Origin of the sequence: Methylophaga sp. UBA3613 (assembly GCF_002375415.1) — a bacterium.
GTDB lineage: Bacteria > Pseudomonadota > Gammaproteobacteria > Nitrosococcales > Methylophagaceae > Methylophaga.
Map to the genome: position 1 here is coordinate 146,209 of NZ_DFLS01000005.1, position 20,014 is coordinate 166,222.

Genomic DNA, 20,014 nt, shown 5'->3' on the forward strand with positions numbered 1-20,014 from the left:
ATAAGGGCATCATATTCGAAATAAACGAAATACTCAAAATAATCGAAACACACCTTTGAGTCTGCGATGCTCGGGCAAGTTTCGTGCTTTTGAACAAAACAGGTAATATGCCTTTGAAATAACAGTGCCGGTAACAGGGACATGGAATGAGTAGGTTCACAGAAGAAAAACTTGAGCAGGCAATTATTACTTTGTTGGCGGAGCAAGGTTATCCACATTTTCAGGGTAATACGTTTATTCGTCAGCCTGGTGAAGTACTGATTAAAGCTGACCTTATTCATTACCTGAACCATCGTTATGCTTCAGATGGCATTACTGAAGCTGAGATAGACTCAATCGTTCGTCGTCTTGAGTTACTCTCTTCTGCTGATCTATATGAATCAAACAAAACCATTCATAAAATGGTGGCTGATGGTTTCTTACTGAAACGCGAAGATCGCAGCCAGAAAGATCTGTATATCCAATTGATAGATTACCAAGGTCTGTCGGAGATGCGTCTACCAAAGGAAGGTGAAGTCGATACGATAATTGCGGATGATAAGGGTAGCTATGGAAATCAGAACATTTTCAAACTGGTCAATCAGCTGGAAATTTTCGGCACTGAAAAACGTATCCCCGATGGCATTTTGTATATCAATGGTCTGCCTTTAGTTGTGTTTGAGTTTAAAAGTGCGATTCGTGAAGAAGCCACGTTGCATGATGCGTATGTTCAGCTCACGACTCGTTATACGCGTGACATACCGGAATTGATGAAATATAACGCTCTCTGCGTTATTAGTGATGGTGTGAACAGTAAGATGGGTTCTTTGTTTGCACCTTATGAGTTTTTCTATACCTGGCGCAAAGTTACTGGGAACGAAGAAATCGGTCAGGATGGCATCAACAGCTTGCACACGATGATCGAGGGACTGTTTAATCAGGATCGACTCCGACAAGTCATCCGTCATTTTATTTACTTCCCGGATACATCCAAGCATGAAATGAAAGTGGTTTGCCGCTATCCACAGTTTTACGCCACCAATAAGCTGTATCAAAATATTCTCGAACACCGAAAACCGCATGGTGATGGTAAAGGTGGTACCTACTTCGGGGCGACCGGCTGCGGTAAGAGCTTTACCATGCTTTTTCTAACTCGCCAGCTGATGAAAAGCCTGGCGTTTGAAAGCCCAACCATTGTTTTAATTACCGACCGGACGGATCTTGATGATCAGCTCTCAATTCAATTTACGGATGCGAAAAACTATATTGGCGATCAAACCGTCGTTAGTGTCGAGAGCCGATCCCAATTAAGAGAGTTACTTCAAGGGCGCAGCAGTGGCGGTGTGTTTTTAACGACCATCCATAAATTCACCGAAGACACACAGCTTTTAACGGATCGCAGCAATGTGATTTGTATTTCCGATGAGGCGCATCGAAGCCAGATAAATCTGGATCAAAAAATTCGTGTCACCGATAAAGGCGTTAAACGCACCTTTGGCTTTGCGAAGTACCTGCATGACTCGCTGCCCAATGCCACATATGTTGGCTTTACCGGTACGCCTATTGACGCCACGCTGGATGTGTTTGGCGAAGTAATTGATAGCTACACCATGACGGAATCGGTGAAGGATGAAATCACCGTGCGGATTGTTTACGAAGGTCGTGCAGCTAAAGTCATTCTCGATAATAAAAAACTGGAAGAAATCGAAGCCTACTATGCTGTGTGTGCCGAAGATGGTGCCAGCGATTACCAAATCGAAGAAAGCAAAAAAGCCAGTGCCAATATGACAGCGATATTGGGGGATCCAGATCGCTTAAGGGCTTTGGCCATTGATTTTGTGCACCACTATGAACGGCGATTAGAAGAAGGTGCGACTTTAAAAGGCAAAGCCATGTTTGTCTGTAGCAAACGGGATATAGCTTATGCATTTTTTCAGGAAGTGATCAAACTTCGGCCCCAATGGAATGAAGTACTTGCCAGTGAAGAAGGCGTTGAGCTCACCGAGCAAGAACAGAAAACCATCAAGCCGATAGAGCGCATAAAAATGATCATGACCCGTAGCAAGGATGATCCAAAAGCACTTTATGATTTGCTTGGTAATAAAGACGATCGGAAAGAACTGGATCGTCAATTCAAGAATGCCAAATCCAATTTTAAAATCGCTATCGTCGTGGATATGTGGTTAACCGGTTTTGATGTACCTTTTTTGGACACGATGTATATCGATAAGCCGATTCAGCGACATAACTTGATCCAGACTATTTCAAGAGTTAACCGCAAGTTTGAGGGTAAAGAGAAAGGTCTGGTCGTTGATTACATTGGCATTAAAAAACAGATGAACCTGGCTTTGGCTCATTACAACAAAGCTGATCAGCAAAATATTGAAGAAATAAACCAGTCTATTGTCGTGGTTAAAGATCATCTGGATTTGATCGGCAAAATGTTTCATTCCTTTGATAAATCACCCTACTTTGAGGGGAGTCCGGTTGAACAGTTGGGTTGCCTTAACCTGGCGGCTGAATTTGTTCAAATCACCGATAAATTTGAAAAACGGTTTATGCATTTGGTGAAGCGTCTTAAAGCTGCCTACGACATTTGCAGTGGTTCAGAAGGAGTCAGCCAGGCCGAACGGGATCAGATTCATTTATATATCGCAGTAAGATCCATCGTCTTTAAGCTCACCAGAGGGGATGCCCCCGATATTGCCCAGATGAATGCCAAGGTTCGCCAAATGATCACCGAAGCGTTGCAGAGTGATGGTGTCGAAGAAATTTTTAAAATGGGCGAGGATGGTGAAGGAAGCACTGATATTTTCGATGATGACTATCTCGCCAAAATCGAAAAGATAAAATTACCCAATACGAAAATAAAGCTACTCCAAAAACTGCTTGCTAAAGCCATCGAAGATTTCAAAAAGATTAATAAGACTAAGGGCGTAGATTTCTCCAAAAAACTGCAAGCCCTTGTTGAACACTACAATGAGCGTAAAGAAGATGATGTACTGGTTAGTAATGTACTCGAGGACTTTTCAGATGAAATTATTGATCTCATCCATGCTCTGAAAAAAGAGCGTGATTCATTTACCGATCTTGGGATCGATCTCGAAGAAAAAGCCTTTTATGACATCCTTAAAAGTTTGGCACTAAAATATGATTTCAACTATCCCGAAGACAAACTCATCACCTTAGCCAAAGCTGTTAAAGATGTTGTAAAGGATAAGGTTCGCTATACCGATTGGAATCAACGAGAGGACATCAAGGCAGAGCTGAAAGTGGGTTTGATATTGGTGCTGGCACAACACGGGTATCCACCAGTGGATCGGGATGAAGTATACAAAGAGATTTTCGAGCAGGCTGAAAATTTTAAAAAGTTTTTAAAGTGATACGCTCATTCTAAATTTAACTTTACATCCCAACTGCTCATATTGGAACAATTAGTAAAGGTTTGGGGATTTAACTGCCTAAATATGGGTAGTTGTGCTTTAATAAAAATTATCGTCATAACGCACTATCGTATATCGAACATGATCAAAAATAATGTCTATCGAGTAAACAATATGACGCCAAATGAAAATCCCACTGAATTAAAACAAAAGGCTTTTCACGTTGCTAATCAGCAATCACATATAGCTTTTGGGATGTCCTGGGCTCTTTAACTGTCCATTAAAGATTCAATCCATACTGGCTATGAAGACACTCTGAGAAGCACTTTGACTAGACCCATTACTTATATATGGTGTGTCTGTATTCAATGCATTGATTATCCTTGTGGGTATAATGAAACTCTGTCGTATATTTAAAGTAACTACTCTATGCCGATTGAACCTGACCAATTAAGGAAATTACGCAAAAGCCTTGGGCTTACTCAAGAAGATGCTGGTAAAACAGTATTGGTAAACCGAAGGACTTGGCAGAACTGGGAAATTGATAAAGGCAAAGAAAACCATCGGGCTATGACGGAAGGGTTGCTAGAGCTATTTTGTATTAAACATAAAATCAAATACAGATTACTTGACAACAAAGTACACATAGAGTACATTTAGCAACCATAAGACGAAAGCATTCGTCTTTATTTTTGCCTAGAGAGGTACTCAATGAGTATATTAATGACTTCACCGGTTAATTCAACAGACCATTCACGTGATGAATCAATTCAGAAGATGCTGGATTTGGCATGGGCTGCAGGATTCATTGATGGTGAAGGCTGGATAGGAATTGCTCGTCAGACTCGTAAAGGCTACGACACGATTACACATCGGGTGAAAGTTGCAATCACACAAAACAATCTGGAAGTACTTGAGCATTTTAAGAGAGTAATCGATGAGTCTGGGGCAATCACAAAAGGGGTTAGAACCGAAAAAATGAATCGACAAAGTTATGCGTTGGTATTCGATAGTCACCATGCGCTTAATGTCATTCGTAAAGTCCGTCCATTTTTGAAGCGAAAAAGTCATGAAGCAGATGCGGTATTTGCCATGTGGGAGGAAGGTCTCATGGGCAAGCGTCCAGGGGCTAAAGGATGGCCACCGGAAATTTACAAAATTCGCGAAAAATGGGCACAGAAGATCTCACGGCTGAAATGAGTTTTTCACATACCCCAGCCGGGTGGTTGGAGTATGCAAAAATTTTTACCGAGAATAATTATGGATAAGTCCACGTTACAAAAATTAATTGATAAAGCAGAAGCCAATAAGACTCAACCTCCCAAGTTTTTTGATGAAGAATCTTATGATGAGATGTTGGAACAAGAGGCCTTGTCAGCAAAAAACCATAAGGTTATTTATGACAAATCCCTAGTCAATCGTGTGTACGACAATGAAACCAGCGGCAAACGAAAAATGATTCTGCGGGCTCTACTAAAAGAGCCTAACCATAAGCCTTTAGCTACTCCCGAACCTGAGGTAATTCATAAGCTTGATGACCTTGCCAAACAGTTTGGTAATTTCAGTGACGTTATCAATATTTGTAAAAATGCATGTTTACTGGGAAGCTTAGTGACGCCCAACCTGTTTTCAATGCCTCCCCTGTTATTATCTGGCCCCCCCGGTGTAGGCAAAACACGATTTATTTCCGAGCTGGCATCAGTATTAGGTACAGACTTTTATTCGCTTGATTACTCTACAGTGTCATCAGGCTTTGTCGTTGCAGGCGGTGCCAGTTCATGGAGTGACAGCAAACCGGGTTTTATCAGCAACAGCATCCGATCTAGCCGTTTTGCCAATCCCATTATTATGTTGGATGAACTGGATAAAGCATCGGTTGATACGAGACACGATCCGATGGGGCCAATGTACAGTCTTTTAGAAAAGCACACCGCTAAAAGATTTATTGATGAGTACCTGGAAATTCCTTTTGATGTCAGCTCAATCATTTGGATAGCGTCTGCGAATTATCCCGAGAGAATCCCCGAACCGATTAGATCTCGGATGTTAGAGATAAAGATCTCTCTGCCAACCAATGAGCAATCAATAGCCATTATCCACTCCATTTACACTGAGCTGTTACTGGAACCCTGGGGAGAGCACTTTGCTGTTGAGCTCGATTTAAAAGTTATTAATAAGCTTGTAACTGTATCTCCTCGTATAGCAAGGATCCAGCTTGAAAATGCTATGGCGAATGCAGTACAGCGTTCAAAAGCTAAAGTTAAACCTATCGTGATTCTACCAAAAGATGTCTCACCCTCATTAACCAAGCCAAAAGTAAGGGGCATCGGGTTTTTGGCCGAAATCTGAGAGGAGATAATAAAAAACACCTGCTAGAGCAGACAACTATTACTCACAAGGAGAAAGTAATGCTGATTGGTTTGCCCCGTTCAGATATTCAATTGATTAACTGGAATATCATCTGTTTAAACTTGCCATCTGGAGAGTCAGGAGAATTTTTCATTGGCTATAGCTTGAATGATCGACTGGCTCGTTTCAGCACACTCATTGTAGAGTTGGACGAGGAGAAAAGATTTGGTAAAACCAAATCCGGTTCTATGTACTCTATGCTGGGTGAACCGGGACATCCTTGTGAAGATGGACTGCACGTTTTATATCAAATATTCGGTAAAGCCCGCATTCAAAAAGAACTTTTCTCTGATGAATCTAGAGGTATTGTCAGCTTTAAATATTCTATTTTCGAGTGAGCTAGATGACAACTGAACGATAGTTAATGTGAAGATATTTTATATGGTGACATATAGTTAACCACTACACAGTTTTACCGAGTAACCAAACTATTAAAATCGTAAACAGTGATTACATAGACTAGCTCTAATCATTAGTGTTTGTGCAATCCCCCCAATAAATAACTGAGTTCAAAATTAGAATTTTCTCTTAAACTAAAGTGCAGGAGATTCTGCTTAGGGCTATTTCATGCCGGATTTTCCAGATTCAAAAGGAGTTAATTACAAATTGCAGATGCTTGGTTTCCTAAGCTCAAATGGCACATCTAACGAGTTACTTCAGAATGTTAATAATCAAAACTTTGCTACTTCTTCGCTACTTGGTTTTTTTACCCCCATCAGAAGTGCCATTGCCAGCAGCAATATGGTTATTTGGATCTGGAATAGTAGGATTTATAGCGATGCGCCGGCGGACAAAACAAAAGGCATAATAATAATTCAACTTTAAACAACAGGGATGCTTACAGCATCCCATGTTGGTTACAGAAATCAGATCAAATAAAAGTCTGTTCAAAAGCCTCTATTGGTTCAGGCCTACCAAATAAATATCCTTGGAATGACTTACACCCCTTGTCTTTAAGTATTTTGAGCTGTTCTTCAGTTTCCACACCCTCTGCAATCACGTCCAAATCCATCATGTAAGCTAAATTGATAATGGTTTCGGCAATAGCCAAATCATTAGGATCAACCAGAATGTCCCTTACAAAGCTTTGGTCAATTTTGAGTTGATTTAAAGGCAGGCTTTTCAAGTATGTTAGAGACGAATAGCCTGTACCAAAATCATCAAGAGCTATAGAGATCCCCTTTTTACGCAATACCGTTAATTTGGTTATTACCATTTCAATATCAAAAGCCATAACGCTTTCAGTTACCTCAAGTTTCAATTTGGATGGGTTTGCCCCCGTAACTTGAAGTGTATTCAGTACACTATCTACCCAGTCATCTTGACTAAGCTCAACCACACTGATGTTTACCGCCAAAATCACATCAACGAGAACTGGGTTTTCTGCCCAACGAACTAAACTTTGACATGCTTGCTTTAAAACCCAGCGACCGATTGGAATGATTAATCCACTTTCCTCGGCAATTGGAATAAATTGCATTGGAGAAATCATGCCTTGTTCTGGATGCTTCCAACGTAATAACGCCTCAGCTCCGATACGTTTACCATTTTTATCAACTTGAGGCTGATAAAAAAGTTCAAAATCCTCATTTAACAAAGTTGTTCGAAGATCTTGTTCAAGCCTCATACGGATGTTAACTTTTTCTTGCATTTCGACAGAGAAAAACTTTATGGCATTTTTACCTGCAAGTTTAGCCTGGTACATTGCTAAATCTGCTTGCTTAAGTAGCTCGGAAGCTGTAATTGACTGTTCATCGGCAATCGCAATTCCAATCGAACATGATCCAGCATAGACAGTTCCATTAAGTTCATAAGGTTTATTAAGCTGCGCCTTAACCCCTTCAGCTACACTTTCAGCTTGAGAAAGAGCTATATCAAGTTGAGAGTCTAAATCCTCTAATATAAGTATAAATTCATCACCACCCAAACGGGCTACAGTGTCGCTTTCCCTAACTAATGTACTTAAGCGTATAGAAATTTGTTTGAGTAATAAATCGCCCACATCATGACCGAGGCTGTCGTTGATTTGTTTGAAGTTATCAAAATCGATGAAGATTATCGCCATGTGTGTTTCATGCCGAACACTTTTCAATAATGCTTGCTGTAGACGGTCAAACATTAACCGTCGGTTTGGAAGCCCTGAAAGTCCATCAAAATAAGCTAATTTGTGAATAGCCTCTTCAGCATTTTTACGTTCAGTTACATCCCTGAACATACCCACGAAAATTGTCTCACGGTTGTATTTGCTCTCAACAATTCCAATTTCCATCGGAAAAGCTTCACCATTTTTACGATTAGCCTCAGTGTATTGAAGCCGCCCATCGTGTGGGATCTCATCAAAATCGGGGAGTAATATTTTAATATTTTGATTGATCATTTCTTTATGAGAATAGCCAAAGATCAATTCTGAAGATGGGTTGAATAATTGAATTTTCCTATTAAAATCAACGATTACGACACCATCAATCATGTTCTCAAAAATCATTTGCATGTAATCGTACTGCTCTTTTAAATTGGCTTCCGCAATCATTTGAGCATTAATATCTAGGTGGGTGCCTAGTGTAAACTCTGCTTTACCATCTTCAGTTCTGGTGGTGATACTCCCCCTTGTTCTAATCCAAACCCACTCCCCTTTCTTGTGTTTCATTCTGATTGGGGATTCGTAATAGTTGATTAATCCTTTATCGTAGTCCTCAAACATTTTGAGGCATTTTTTTAAGTCATCAGGGTGAGTGAGGTTTTGCCAAGTATCCATGTTAACGGGCATTAATTCCTGGAGTGTATAACCAAGTAGTTTTGCCCAATTTTCATTGATTTCAAGCGTGCGCGTCTGTAAATTTAGGATCCAGATTCCGATTGAGTTGGCATCGATTACAGCGTTCAATAATGTTTGATTCCGCTGTATTTGTTGAATATTTTCGATTTCCTGATTTATATCCGATTGAATAGCAATATAACCTTTGAGCTCACCTGAGTTATCAAACCATGGATTACATACGATACGAACCCAATAAGGATTTCCATTTTTGTTGTAGTTAATAATGTCGACAGAATAACTTTCCTGATTCTTATATGCTTCCCGCATAGTTCTAATGGTTTCGGAATTGGTCTCTGATCCTTGAAGAACGGCTCCCGGCGACTTCCCTATAATTTCATCTAAAGAATATCCTGAAATTTTTTCAAAAGCGTCATTGACCCACAACACTTTTTTATCAATATCTGTAATGATTACAGCATTTGTTGTTTGCTGTGCGACCATAGATAGCCGTTCTAACTCAGCCATGCGTGCATGATCTTCAGTCGTGTTCCTTACGACTACCAAAGCTTCTGTCGCACTAATCCGCTTAGCTCTTGCCTCGAAATATTTTTGTACCTCAGCTATCTGCAAGATGTAATGAAATGCTACCAATTCATTTGTTTCAAATGCTTGGTTTATGGAGTTTTCAAATAACAAAGCAATATCATGAGGTAATATTTCACTTACCTTTCGTCCAATAAATTCAGCTTGAGAAAGATATAAATCTTGATGATTGTTGGAGGCTACATATCTAAAGTCATTTGTGATGATAAAAACAATATCTGGAAAAACGGCTAGCATACGCTGAGTTCGAACAGCAAACTCTTCTCGCTCTAGCTCTATTTGTCTGTGAGATAAATTATTTATTTCTCGCTCAATTACATCAGCAAAATCACGAAGTGCAGCAAGTTGTTTTGAATCCAAAGTGCGGGGTTTATCATCAATTAAACATAATGTACCAACTTTGTAGTCATCCTTAGTGGATAATGGTGCTCCAGCATAGAAAATTACATGCGGCTCACCAGTCACAAGTGGATTATTCTGAAAACGATGATCTTTACGGCTATCTGGGATCATCATAATTTCATTTTGCAAAATAGCATGCCCACAAAATGAAATATCCCTAGAAGTCTCACATGCATCCAAACCAACTTTTGACTTAAACCATTGCCTATCAATATCGACCAATGAAACCAAACATATTTTTACATTAAAATAACTTGCAGCTATACGAGTCAGTTGGTCAAACCGTTCTTCAGCCGCTGAATCCAAAAGCCCCAAGTCAATAAGCGCCTGTAGTCTATTTTTTTCATTATCAGGAACAGGTGGTTTAATCATTTTTATTCCCCAGTACCATTCGGAACTCTAATTATTATGAATCTAAGTTTTTTTATATCTATTGTGAGATAGAGCTCTCTTGTAACAATTTACATCATTTGGATCACTTTAATTCTTCGAATAAGGCTCAAAATGAAAAATATAAGTAAATAGTAGGAGTAGGAGTAGGAGTAGGAGTAGGAGTAGGAGTAGGAGTAGGAGTAGGAGTAGGATCATTTTTAGGGATTTTTTTGCGGTAATGGTAACCATTAAATTTTTGAGATTTTTTTTCAACTGAAAATTTATTCTCTATATAATCTATAGCTCTAGTGTTCTTAATAAACTCCCTTAAAATGTAATTTCTCATCGATGCAAAAGGCAATTTACACACTAATGATTGTAACTTTGTCTTATTGATTAACTTGATGTGATGACCACCCATAGCATCTATGCTTAGACCGATGCGGTCAACATGACTGATTATGTTTGTAGTTGGAATATAAAATATCAGTTTCACCCAAATCTAACGGCTTTAACGCAGTCGAGTATTTACATCCATTTGAAACAAACACCTAGCAGATATATCTAATAACCGATTTTACTTAACGTGTGCTCTAAGCCTTGAATAAAACTTATCTCAGTATCAACAGAAATGCGTTCAAAATTGCAGCCATATACGCATTCGTCTCTATACTCTGGATTCTGTTATCTGACAGACTTCTTAACAGTTTACCGTTTGACAAACAAACTCTTCATTGGCTAAGCATCATTAAAGGCTGGGGCTTTGTTATTTTAACGGCACTTCTTCTGTACGCACTCACCAGAAAGTTTTTTATCGATTCTAGTAATGCGATGAAAAAACAAATCGCCATTGAAGAAAGGTGGCGCTTTGCACTTGATAGAGCCGGTGATGGGTTATGGGATTGGCGACTCAATGAAAAGATCTACGATTATGCAGGTAATTGGTCGAACCTATTAGAACAATGTGGTGGCATCAATAACAAAGTTGAAACCTGGCTGAATATTGTCCATACCGATGATGTAACAGAACTTCAAAAAGCTATCAATGATCACATTGACGGATTAACAGATAAATTTGAATGTGAACATCGTGTTAAGTGCCCTGGACACAAAACTCAATGGCTTTTGGCTAAAGGACTAGCTACTGAGAGGGATTCTAAAGGTGTTGCTACTCGGTTTAGCGGTGTTGTAATAGATATTACCAAGCAAAAAGAAACTGAGCACGAACTGAGGATTGCAGCAACCGCTTTTGACTCAAATGAAGCGAAAATGATAACCGGCACTGATAAAAAAATAGTCAGAGTTAATCGCGCTTTCTCTTCTATCACGGGTTATTCTCAAAACGAGGTGATTGGTCAGGATCCATCTATTCTGAAATCAGGCCGTCAATCTGCCGACTTTTACCGAGAAATGTGGCGCAATATCCACGAAAAAGGCTACTGGCAAGGCGAAATATGGAATAAAAGAAAGAATGGTCAAGAGTTTCCAGAATGGCTGCGTATCAACTTAGTTAAAGATGAGAGAGGAAATGTCACAAATTACATTGCGTCATTCAATGATGTCAGTGATTTAAAACAAGCGCGTCGGCAAATCGATCATTTATCTCATTATGACTCATTGACTCACCTTCCTAACAAGTCATCAATGATGTCTATGCTTAAGGAGTTAATCGACTCTGCAAATCATTCGAGTAAATACGCAGCACTTATGTTTGTGGATTTAAAGAACTTTAAAACGCTTAACTCAGCAATGGGCCACAATATTGGTGATGTCATTCTCGAAGAATTTAGCTCTAGACTAGCGATGACATCTCAGCATATTTCTGTTGCCAGATATGGTGGTGACGTTTTTGCCATTCTAGCTAATAACATCGGCAGCGATACCGATGATGCGGCATACAACGCTCACCATCTGGCTGAATTGCTGGTAACAAGATCTGCTGAACCTATTTTAGTAAATGATTTTCAGTATAGGCCCGAGATTCGTGTTGGCATTACCGTTTTTCAGCCATGTGTAACAACATCGAATGAGATCTTGAAACAAGTTGAAATGGCTATTTACGAATCTAAAACTCTTGATACAGCTCAGATCGCTTTTTTCAATGAGAATATGCAATCAAGGGTAGAAAATCGATTCAAACTTGAAGCCAGGTTAAGAGAAGCTATTCCAGATCAACTTTTCCTGACTTATCAAATGCAAATTAATGAGAAAAATACACCAACTGGAGCAGAGGTACTAATCAGATGGCAAGATCCAGATGAAGGCATTATCTCCCCTGCCGATTTTATTCCCATTGCCGAAAAAACCGGACTGATTAACCAAATAGGAGACTGGGTAATAAAGATAGCCTGCCAAAGGTTAGCCATATGGTCATCTAAGCCAGAATTTGAGAATCTGACACTATCGGTGAATGTCAGCCTCAAACAATTTATGCAGCCTGATTTTATTGAAAAAATCCAATGCGAAATTACAGAATCGAGCATACAACCTAACCGTCTGAAGTTGGAATTGACTGAATCTATATTTGTGGAAGACTACAATATCATCATCGACAAAATGGCAAAGATTAAGGCACTAGGCATCATGATTTCTCTCGATGATTTTGGCACGGGGTTTTCATCATTGTCCTATCTAAAGAGACTGCCAATCGATGAATTAAAAATTGATCAGTCTTTTGTAAGCGATTTGATAACTAGTACCGAGAGTGAAGCAATAGTTGAAAGTATTATTCGTCTTGGCCAGAGTCTTAACATGAGCGTTATAGCTGAGGGAGTTGAAACCGAGGCACAAAAAGAAAAACTCATGAAAATGAACTGCAAGAAATTTCAAGGCTACCTCTTCACTAAACCCTTGCAAGCTGAGGATATTGAATCATTAATTACAAAGTGGAAATAATGAGGTGGTCTAGTTGAGCAATCTAACCGCCGATAAGCAAGGTATGTTTTTTGAAGCTGCAGTTGAACAGGCTTTCAATGCTGTTTTAATTACACAAGCTCAAAACGAACATAGAGATCATCCTATCATCTACGCAAACCGGGCATTTTGTAAGTTAACGGGCTATTCCCTAGAAGATTTGATAGGTAAAGATCCACGAATATTGCAAGGCCCCGAAACCAGTAAAGTCGTTATTGATGATTTGAGAGCCTGTCTGAAAACAGGTAGAAGTTTTCAGGGATCCACTATTAACTACCGAAAGGATGGTGAGCCTTATCATGTTGAATGGACGATTAGTCCAATATTAGGCAGTAGCGGAAAGGTCGAATACTACCTTTCCATACAACAAGATATTTCTAATCAGAAACTAGCTGATAAATATAATGAGTTACTGACCTCAGCATTCAACGTTACAGACGATGCTGTATTTATTACAAATAACAAAGCCAAGATTGAGTTTGTTAATGAGGCTTTTTTGCGTCTTACAGGTTATTCAAAACATGAGATGATCGGACAAAGACCATCTATACTTAAATCTGGTGAACATACCGAAGACTTCTACAAAAAGCTTTGGCAAACAATATTGTCGGGTAAAACCTTTCGAGCTACTTTCATCAACAAAAATAAAAGTGGTGAGCTTTATCACCAGGAGCAAACGATCACTCCAATTCTGGACAATAATGGTGATGTGAATAATTTTGTAAGCATCAGCAAAGATATGACCCAATGGATCGAGGAAGAAATGGCTTTTCGTGAGGAAACACGAAAAGACTCTCTTACCGGGGCACTCACTCGTAGACAAGGCGAAAGAGAGCTTGAACATCTTTTTGCTTCAAATGGCGATAATGGCCCGATTTCGTTAGCAATTATCGATATTGATTATTTCAAGAGAGTCAACGATACATGGGGCCACGACACTGGTGATGAAGTAATTCAACTAGTCGCTACAGCCATGATAAATTCCGTGCGCTCAACTGACTTTGTAGTGAGATGGGGTGGAGAGGAATTCGTAATTGTCATGACCCAATGCAGCCCAGCAAGCGCAAGCATAATGATAGAGCGATGCTGCAACGCTATTTCAAAAATTTCTCATCCTAAAGTTGGTGTAATTACTGTTTCTGTTGGCTTAGCACAGAAGGCTTCTGAAGAAATGCCTCATGAGCTTATTAAAAGAGCAGATATTGCTCTTTATCAAGCTAAAGCCGAGGGACGCAATAGAATTGTAAAGAGTTATTAGCTCATTAATTCTTAACAATTATGCTCAAAGGCATAGATATTGCTGATAATTTTATAACAAACAAAAAAGAATTCTGTTCATGAAGAAAAACTTGCCTGTTCATAATGAAGAAGTCATCTTTGATGAGGAATTGATTTCCACTACAGATCTTAAAGGCATTATAACCAGCTATAATAACGCTTTCCAAAACGTTAGTGGCTTTGAACCTGAAGAACTACTACATAAAAATCATAATGTTATTCGTCATCCAGATATGCCTTCGGCAGCATTTGCAGACATGTGGAGTAATCTCAAGTCTGGAAAACACTGGATGGGGATGGTCAAAAATCGTACTAAAAAAGGAGCTTATTATTGGGTTGATGCCTATGTGACTCCTATATTTGAAAACGATACTCTCATCGGCTATGAGTCTGTTAGAGCAAAACCCGACACCAAAACGATTCAAAGAGCTCAACAAGTTTACGATGCATTAAAGGCTGGTAAAAAGCCAAAACTTGGCAACTGGTTTCAGCGTTTGACGTTAAAAGGCCGAGTCACTTTTACTGCTTTATCCGCATTAATTATCACTGCAACAATAAGCTTTTTTGGTATGGCGTTGATTCCACCCGCTATCGCACTGGTGGCCGGTTTTCTTGCAGGTGCTTTATGTTTTTTTGCTTTGACACCATTTATTTTTATGCGTTTGGATGCCGCACTGGCCGAAGCAAAATCACAAATCGACGATCCATTAATGGCAATGATATACACCGGCAATGACGATGAAATTGGTCAATTGAGCCTTCATTCAAAGATACTTAACGCAAAATTACGAACTGTTTTATGCATGATGAGTGATACATCTCAAAAAGTTGAGAGTGAAGCATCACAAACCTTTGATGCTCAATCAGAGATCACTAAGTCAATGCTCTCCCAAGCAGATCAAACGGATCAGGTTGCAACTGCAATGACCGAGATGTCAGCCAGCATCTATGAAGTAGCGCAAAGTGCTAGCAATGCAGCAACAAAAGCCTCTGAAGTAGATGAGTTAGCAAAAAACACCTCAGCACTGTCATTTGCAGCCAAAGATGGCTTAAATGCTATGGATAATGCATTTGACGAAATCGTTGAAATGATCAATCAGTTAGACATTAGCACAAAGGCCATTACGCCGGTTATTGGTGTAATTTCTAATGTCGCTGAGCAGACGAATTTACTTGCGCTCAATGCGGCAATTGAAGCAGCAAGAGCGGGTGAGTATGGTCGCGGCTTTGCTGTTGTTGCCGCTGAAGTCAGAAGTCTTGCCAGTAGAACACAAGAATCTACAAATGAAATTGCCAGCCTAATAGAAAAGCTTAATAATGCAATGGTCAGCACCATTTCCAGCACTGACAGGCTTAAAGTAACAGCTAGTGAAAGCAGTCTAAGTGTTGAAAAATCTATTGACTCCGTGACAGAGATTACTGGGAAAATTCAAGAGTTGAACGATTTGGCAACCATGATTGCAACAGCAGTTGTAGAACAAAGTGCGGTCAGTGAAAACATGAATGAAAATATTGTCAAAATCAATTCTGATGCAGAAGCCGTGGCGAATAGCTCTGCAACATCCAGTAAAAACGCCGAAAATCTCGCTCAGGAATCTTATAATTTAAGCAATATGATCCGCCGATTTCGCTCATAGATAATTTCATCATCTCATTGTACGGGTAGCCCTGCCCTTCAGGGCGGGGTAGTTGGCTTAGTGTCAACAGCTATCGCGTAGGGTATTAAGTTTTTATCTCATACTACCCAAAAGAAATATTAATCATCACGTTCTAAAGATGTTTGCTGTTTCTCTGATAACAGATCCGATTTGTTTGATTTCTGAATTACGTTAAGCATTTTCTTGGCTGCAATTTCAATATCGTTATTTGAGTCCTGAATATGGTGAAGTCTCTGACTTATTTCAGCATAAACAGTGCTTTGTTCGTGCATCATTTGAGCAATTAGTTGATTCAATGCATTTATCTTGTCTGAGTACTTGGCAGAACCCTTTATCAATTAATTCGTCTGCTGTACTAAATCTATCGTCTTCTCTCCACCTTTGTTGCTTTCGAGAAGTTTTCCCATATAAACGCTTTGGTTTAAATCTATCTGTTATATTCACCTGCACGTTCCGGTTGATAAAGAATATTTTCAACCCTGACCTTGATGTTCTTTCCACTTGGATTAGGCCAATAGATCTCATCACCCTGTTTCATCCCCAAAAGAGCTGTTCCAATTGGTGAGAATATTGATAAGGTAGAACCATCGTCCCTGATGTCTTTGGGATACACCAGAGTGACATAAAAAGGAGTCTCAGAAGAGGATATAGATAGCTGGACCGTTGAGTTCATAGAAACTACGTTTTCAGGAAGATGCCTCGAATCTACAACCGTTGCCCTTTCTAACTCTTCTTCCAAGTTGAGCTTACGCAGAGAGTCAGGAGCTGATCTAGAGCTGAGCAGGACTTCTAGCCTCTCTAGGTCTAATGATGTAATGATAATATCAGGCTGAATTGTCATGCTAATAACCTCAACATACAAAAAAAACCAGAACGCAGTTCCACTGCATCCTGGCTAAAATAAATAAGGGATAAATAGGCCTGAACAGACCGTGATTTAATATAACTTATTGTCAGTTAATAAGTAAGTGGGAATATTTCAAATCATTCATATATTGCTAATTTTTACTATCCGGTTTCTAAGGACACTGACTGAATCGCCACCAATGATCTAGATACACAATAGCCGCTTCGAAAATCGATTTCAAAGTCTACCGGTTACTACTCATTATTAATAACCATACCGGCGTTTGGTGTTTTAAAACATCTGGATGTAATCAAACACACCCTGCCTGGTTTCAGCTCGGTCTGAATAGACTTTACGCTAATATCCGTTCTTAATTGAATAACTGGAAAAAGCTCTCTGTAATGGCATTATCATGACAATATCAACGCGAGCTGATGCTGTATTCCAAACCTAGAACTTTAAGAAATGCACTCCAGTCGTGATTGGTGTAATTAATTCATTTATCTGAAGGCATCATCACTGCTGATGATGGATTGAGACATCAAACCGTTATTAAAAACGCTTACAATAACAGTTCTTTGGTGCCCCCCCCCCCGATTGGATCGACCAACGACTTTTCGTAAAACAAATCCACCATGAGAATAGTTAATATGAGCCGTTAGTTACATATTGTTTTTCCAGCGTTTAAATTTCCGACCATTTTGGGCCAAAATGACAATTATTTTTATAATTTAGTCTGGTATTAAAATTGGCTTTCCTCAATTTCCTGGACTTTAGTGCTAGTTATATTGGCCACTAAAATACCTAATTCATACAATAACCAAATCGGTATTGCCAACATAAATTGAGAAAGAATATCTGGAGGAGTTAGAACGGCGCCAAGCACAAAGGCACCTACGATGACATAAGCTCTTGCACCTCGAAGCGCCTTAATACCAACAAATCCGGATCTCACTAATAAAACCACAACGATAGGCGTTTCGAACGCCAACCCAAATGCGATGAACAAACTAATAGCAAAGTCTAAATATCTGCTTATGTCTGTCATTATTGCCACACCTTCAGGCGCTGTACTTGCAAGAAATCCGAAGACCACTGGAAAAACCAAAAAATACGCAAAAGCCATTCCACACAACAGGAGTAACACGCTGGAGAAAACGAGAGGCCCTATTAAATTTCGTTCCTTGGTATACAAGCCTGGAGCGATAAAAGCCCAAAGTTGATAAAGCGAATGGGGCGATGACAACAAAAATGCAACCAGCAGAACCATTTTCATCGGCACTAGAAATGGCGTTGCGACTTCGGTTGCAATCATCTGACCTCCTTCAGGGAGGCTATTAAGTAAGGGGGTCGCAAGTAAATAATAAATATCATTTGCAAATGGAAATAATACTAAGCTTGTTAAAACAATACCAATAACTATTCGTAATAGACGATCACGTAACTCAACTAAATGCGAAAAAATTGTTTCTTTGGAATTCAACTAGATATACCGCTATTAAAAGGCTTTGGATCATTCTCAACGATATTATCTATCGGCGAATTTACTTGGTCGAAGCTCTTTTTTTGATCTATAGGGAGCTCATTGGTGGACTGATTTTGCTTAATAACTAATTCCACAGGCTGCATACCTTGACGTAGCTCTTCACTCAACCCTAAATCATGATCTCTTAATTCACTTTCTAATCGCTTCAGATCCGCTGTGTGCAGCTCTTTATCAATTTCAGACTTAATATTCATGGTGAATCGTTGCATACGCCCAAAAAGAATTCCTGCAGTCCGTGCGACCGCAGGCAGCTTATCTGGCCCGATGACAATAAGTGCTACAACACCAATAATAAGCAGTTCTGGGAAGGCAATATTAAACATAAGTTATCCAATACAACTCTGATTACTGAGTTTCATTTTGGTGAACTTTGGTTTCCACTGTGTGATTTGTATCATTGCTTTTCAATGTAACTGATGGGATTTCCTCATTTATCGCCTCCTTGAACCCCTTAACCGCACCGCCAAGATCACCTCCAAAATTACGGAGTTTTTTGGTGCCAAAAACTAAAGCGACAATCGCTAAAACAATAATCCAATGCCAAATACTAAAAGCCCCCATTTCCCTCTCCCGTTAATTATGTATTGGTAAAAACCATATCTACCAAGTTGGTATTTAAAAATTTACGCAACTAACTTCTAATTGAATCGTTTATTTATCTAACTCTTTTGAAAGTAAAAGTGTCTCACTAGGACTCTCCCCAAATAACTCTCTGTAATAACGCGAAAAAAGACTCATATGCCAGAACCCCCATTTCGCTGCTATATTTGCAATGGTTGTTTCATAGGGAGATGATTGCAGTTCAGAGCGAACACGATGAAGACGAAGATTCCGCATGTATTCTACAGGCGTGATCCCCAGAACTCGTGAAAATGCATGATTTAGAGTACGTCGACTAATACGTAGCTCGATACATATCTCACCTATGGTTAGACAATCACCATCAATCGATAAAGTTAAGTCACGTACACGACTGACAATATATCGATGAATACGTTGATCATAGTGTCTTTCTCTACAGTCGCCTGCATTCAGGAGCGCCTGTAGACATGTATCCAATAAATTATCTTCAAAATGGCGCAGTATGTGTTGGATATTTGGATTGCCACTACTTTTTGAAATATAATTAGTACTACTGTTCAAAGCTGAAAGTAATCTTTGTGCAACATCCGTAGGGATTATTTCAACAGGATTAACATTATTCATAAGCTTACGAAGATCAATGTCTTCAACTTGCCCGGCATACTCTTCCAAGTGGTCAGCAGAAATCACCGCTGCAGTGATTTCTGAAAAATGGGAAGTCTTGAATAGAAGCTCTCCGTTCTTGTCCAACGTTATCAATGAGTCAGATTTAACTTGTGCACCGCCCCAAGAAGCTTCACCTTCAATAATAGTAGGTATACCTATTACATATGTATCTTCTGGAGCGCTTGCTATCTGATCAACAGAACGGTTCATGCTCTCGCGAAAAATCTGCATATTACGCCCAGTGACACTCATAATAGATCCTGTAAAAGAACCTCTGTCTAACTGGGTGTAATCCTGTGACCAAAAAGGCAAAGCATCCGCTTGCTCCAAAACATCTCGTGAGGTCCGCTCAACAAAATGCATTTTTCTGTTGCCAACAGGACTCCTATTTTTTAAAAGCGCTTCTCTAAAATTCATCTTGTTCTTTCCTCTCTTGTTTTTTCGTGGACTTCAAGGTCCGGCACTTAAAAATATGCCTTATCGAAAAAAACCTCTCTCCATATTGTTTTTATATCATTAGGCTTCTGTGGGAGTTTTAGGCTATAGACACAACTTTAGGCAAATAGTAAGAGATACAGATAGCAATAAACGGCAACACCCTCAAACAAGATTTGATGA

The 20,014-nt window shown here is 39.4% G+C and carries 17 protein-coding genes and 1 pseudogene; 9 read left to right on the forward strand and 9 right to left on the reverse strand.

Going from position 1 to position 20,014, the window contains the following annotated elements:
• The first annotated feature begins 146 nt into the window (after positions 1-146).
• The 6 genes from B3S93_RS05700 (at position 147) to B3S93_RS15650 (ending at position 6,596) form a co-directional block, all read left to right on the forward strand.
• Positions 147-3,362 carry a type I restriction endonuclease subunit R gene (locus B3S93_RS05700; RefSeq protein ID WP_292403733.1) on the forward strand — a complete coding sequence of 1,072 codons (3,216 nt, stop codon included), beginning with the start codon at positions 147-149 and terminating at the stop codon, positions 3,360-3,362.
• Between the two features lie 429 nt (positions 3,363-3,791).
• Positions 3,792-4,022 carry a helix-turn-helix domain-containing protein gene (locus B3S93_RS05705; RefSeq protein WP_292403731.1) on the forward strand — a complete coding sequence of 77 codons (231 nt, stop codon included), beginning with the start codon at positions 3,792-3,794 and terminating at the stop codon, positions 4,020-4,022.
• Positions 4,023-4,073: 51 nt separating this feature from the next.
• Entirely contained in the window at positions 4,074-4,562 is a 489-nt protein-coding gene (locus B3S93_RS05710) for an LAGLIDADG family homing endonuclease (RefSeq protein WP_292403729.1), read from the forward strand.
• Between the two features lie 33 nt (positions 4,563-4,595).
• Entirely contained in the window at positions 4,596-5,711 is a 1,116-nt protein-coding gene (locus B3S93_RS05715) for an AAA family ATPase (RefSeq protein WP_292403725.1), read from the forward strand.
• 59 nt (positions 5,712-5,770) lie between these two features.
• Positions 5,771-6,109, forward strand: coding sequence for a hypothetical protein (locus B3S93_RS05720; RefSeq protein WP_292403722.1), 339 nt, complete (start codon positions 5,771-5,773; stop codon positions 6,107-6,109).
• Positions 6,110-6,338: 229 nt separating this feature from the next.
• On the forward strand, positions 6,339-6,596 hold the full coding sequence (locus B3S93_RS15650) for a hypothetical protein (protein WP_422655710.1): 258 nt from the start codon (positions 6,339-6,341) through the stop codon (positions 6,594-6,596).
• A 46-nt stretch (positions 6,597-6,642) separates the two neighbouring features.
• Here B3S93_RS15650 and B3S93_RS05730 read toward each other — a convergent pair whose 3' ends face one another.
• Together B3S93_RS05730 and B3S93_RS05735 are read right to left on the reverse strand one after the other, a co-directional pair.
• Positions 6,643-9,906, reverse strand: a complete 3,264-nt coding sequence (locus tag B3S93_RS05730; RefSeq protein ID WP_292403720.1) for an EAL domain-containing protein — start codon at positions 9,904-9,906, stop codon at positions 6,643-6,645.
• Positions 9,907-10,033: 127 nt separating this feature from the next.
• Complete coding sequence (locus tag B3S93_RS05735) at positions 10,034-10,327, reverse strand: hypothetical protein (RefSeq protein ID WP_292403717.1); 294 nt, start codon at positions 10,325-10,327, stop codon at positions 10,034-10,036.
• Between the two features lie 410 nt (positions 10,328-10,737).
• On the opposite strand from B3S93_RS05735, the gene B3S93_RS05740 reads away from it, so the two are divergent.
• The 3 genes from B3S93_RS05740 (at position 10,738) to B3S93_RS05750 (ending at position 15,734) form a co-directional block, all read left to right on the forward strand.
• Positions 10,738-12,801: a bifunctional diguanylate cyclase/phosphodiesterase gene (locus tag B3S93_RS05740; RefSeq protein WP_292403715.1), complete on the forward strand. Its 2,064-nt coding sequence runs from the start codon at positions 10,738-10,740 to the stop codon at positions 12,799-12,801.
• A gap of 13 nt (positions 12,802-12,814) precedes the next feature.
• Entirely contained in the window at positions 12,815-14,077 is a 1,263-nt protein-coding gene (locus tag B3S93_RS05745; protein ID WP_292403712.1) for a sensor domain-containing diguanylate cyclase, read from the forward strand.
• A 79-nt stretch (positions 14,078-14,156) separates the two neighbouring features.
• Positions 14,157-15,734, forward strand: a complete 1,578-nt coding sequence (locus B3S93_RS05750; RefSeq protein WP_292403710.1) for a methyl-accepting chemotaxis protein — start codon at positions 14,157-14,159, stop codon at positions 15,732-15,734.
• Between the two features lie 119 nt (positions 15,735-15,853).
• Here the strand turns inward: B3S93_RS05750 and B3S93_RS05755 are convergent, their stop codons facing one another.
• From B3S93_RS05755 to B3S93_RS05780, 7 genes and pseudogenes are all read right to left on the reverse strand, one after another.
• Positions 15,854-16,051, reverse strand: coding sequence for a hypothetical protein (locus tag B3S93_RS05755; protein WP_292403707.1), 198 nt, complete (start codon positions 16,049-16,051; stop codon positions 15,854-15,856).
• A gap of 131 nt (positions 16,052-16,182) precedes the next feature.
• A complete protein-coding gene (rnk, locus tag B3S93_RS05760) occupies positions 16,183-16,596 on the reverse strand; it encodes a nucleoside diphosphate kinase regulator (RefSeq protein WP_292403703.1) in 414 nt (137 codons plus the stop codon).
• Positions 16,597-16,896: 300 nt separating this feature from the next.
• Positions 16,897-17,137 (reverse strand): annotated as a pseudogene (locus B3S93_RS15620) (IS3 family transposase); the annotation flags it as partial.
• A 207-nt stretch (positions 17,138-17,344) separates the two neighbouring features.
• Complete coding sequence (gene tatC, locus B3S93_RS05765; protein WP_292403701.1) at positions 17,345-18,085, reverse strand: twin-arginine translocase subunit TatC; 741 nt, start codon at positions 18,083-18,085, stop codon at positions 17,345-17,347.
• The gene (gene tatB / locus B3S93_RS05770; protein ID WP_292403699.1) at positions 18,082-18,471 is read right to left on the reverse strand and encodes a Sec-independent protein translocase protein TatB; all 390 of its coding nucleotides are present in this window, start codon (positions 18,469-18,471) and stop codon (positions 18,082-18,084) included. Before tatB ends, tatC begins: the two co-directional genes overlap by 4 nt.
• Before the next feature lie 22 nt (positions 18,472-18,493).
• Positions 18,494-18,709, reverse strand: coding sequence for a Sec-independent protein translocase subunit TatA (tatA, locus tag B3S93_RS05775; protein WP_292403695.1), 216 nt, complete (start codon positions 18,707-18,709; stop codon positions 18,494-18,496).
• Positions 18,710-18,799: 90 nt separating this feature from the next.
• Positions 18,800-19,813, reverse strand: a complete 1,014-nt coding sequence (locus B3S93_RS05780) for a helix-turn-helix domain-containing protein (protein ID WP_292403693.1) — start codon at positions 19,811-19,813, stop codon at positions 18,800-18,802.
• Positions 19,814-20,014: the final 201 nt, after the last annotated feature.

Coding starts and splice junctions, on each gene's coding strand:
- tatA (WP_292403695.1), bottom strand. CDS start 18,709: ATGGGGGCTTTTAGTATTTGGCATTGGATTATTGTTTTAGCGATTGTC.
- B3S93_RS05720 (WP_292403722.1), top strand. CDS start 5,771: ATGCTGATTGGTTTGCCCCGTTCAGATATTCAATTGATTAACTGGAAT.
- B3S93_RS05735 (WP_292403717.1), bottom strand. CDS start 10,327: ATGGGTGGTCATCACATCAAGTTAATCAATAAGACAAAGTTACAATCA.
- B3S93_RS05750 (WP_292403710.1), top strand. CDS start 14,157: ATGAAGAAAAACTTGCCTGTTCATAATGAAGAAGTCATCTTTGATGAG.
- B3S93_RS05710 (WP_292403729.1), top strand. CDS start 4,074: ATGAGTATATTAATGACTTCACCGGTTAATTCAACAGACCATTCACGT.
- B3S93_RS05715 (WP_292403725.1), top strand. CDS start 4,596: ATGCAAAAATTTTTACCGAGAATAATTATGGATAAGTCCACGTTACAA.
- B3S93_RS15650 (WP_422655710.1), top strand. CDS start 6,339: ATGCCGGATTTTCCAGATTCAAAAGGAGTTAATTACAAATTGCAGATG.
- tatB (WP_292403699.1), bottom strand. CDS start 18,471: ATGTTTAATATTGCCTTCCCAGAACTGCTTATTATTGGTGTTGTAGCA.
- B3S93_RS05780 (WP_292403693.1), bottom strand. CDS start 19,813: ATGAATTTTAGAGAAGCGCTTTTAAAAAATAGGAGTCCTGTTGGCAAC.
- B3S93_RS05740 (WP_292403715.1), top strand. CDS start 10,738: ATGAAAAAACAAATCGCCATTGAAGAAAGGTGGCGCTTTGCACTTGAT.
- B3S93_RS05705 (WP_292403731.1), top strand. CDS start 3,792: ATGCCGATTGAACCTGACCAATTAAGGAAATTACGCAAAAGCCTTGGG.
- B3S93_RS05700 (WP_292403733.1), top strand. CDS start 147: ATGAGTAGGTTCACAGAAGAAAAACTTGAGCAGGCAATTATTACTTTG.
- B3S93_RS05730 (WP_292403720.1), bottom strand. CDS start 9,906: ATGATTAAACCACCTGTTCCTGATAATGAAAAAAATAGACTACAGGCG.
- rnk (WP_292403703.1), bottom strand. CDS start 16,596: ATGACAATTCAGCCTGATATTATCATTACATCATTAGACCTAGAGAGG.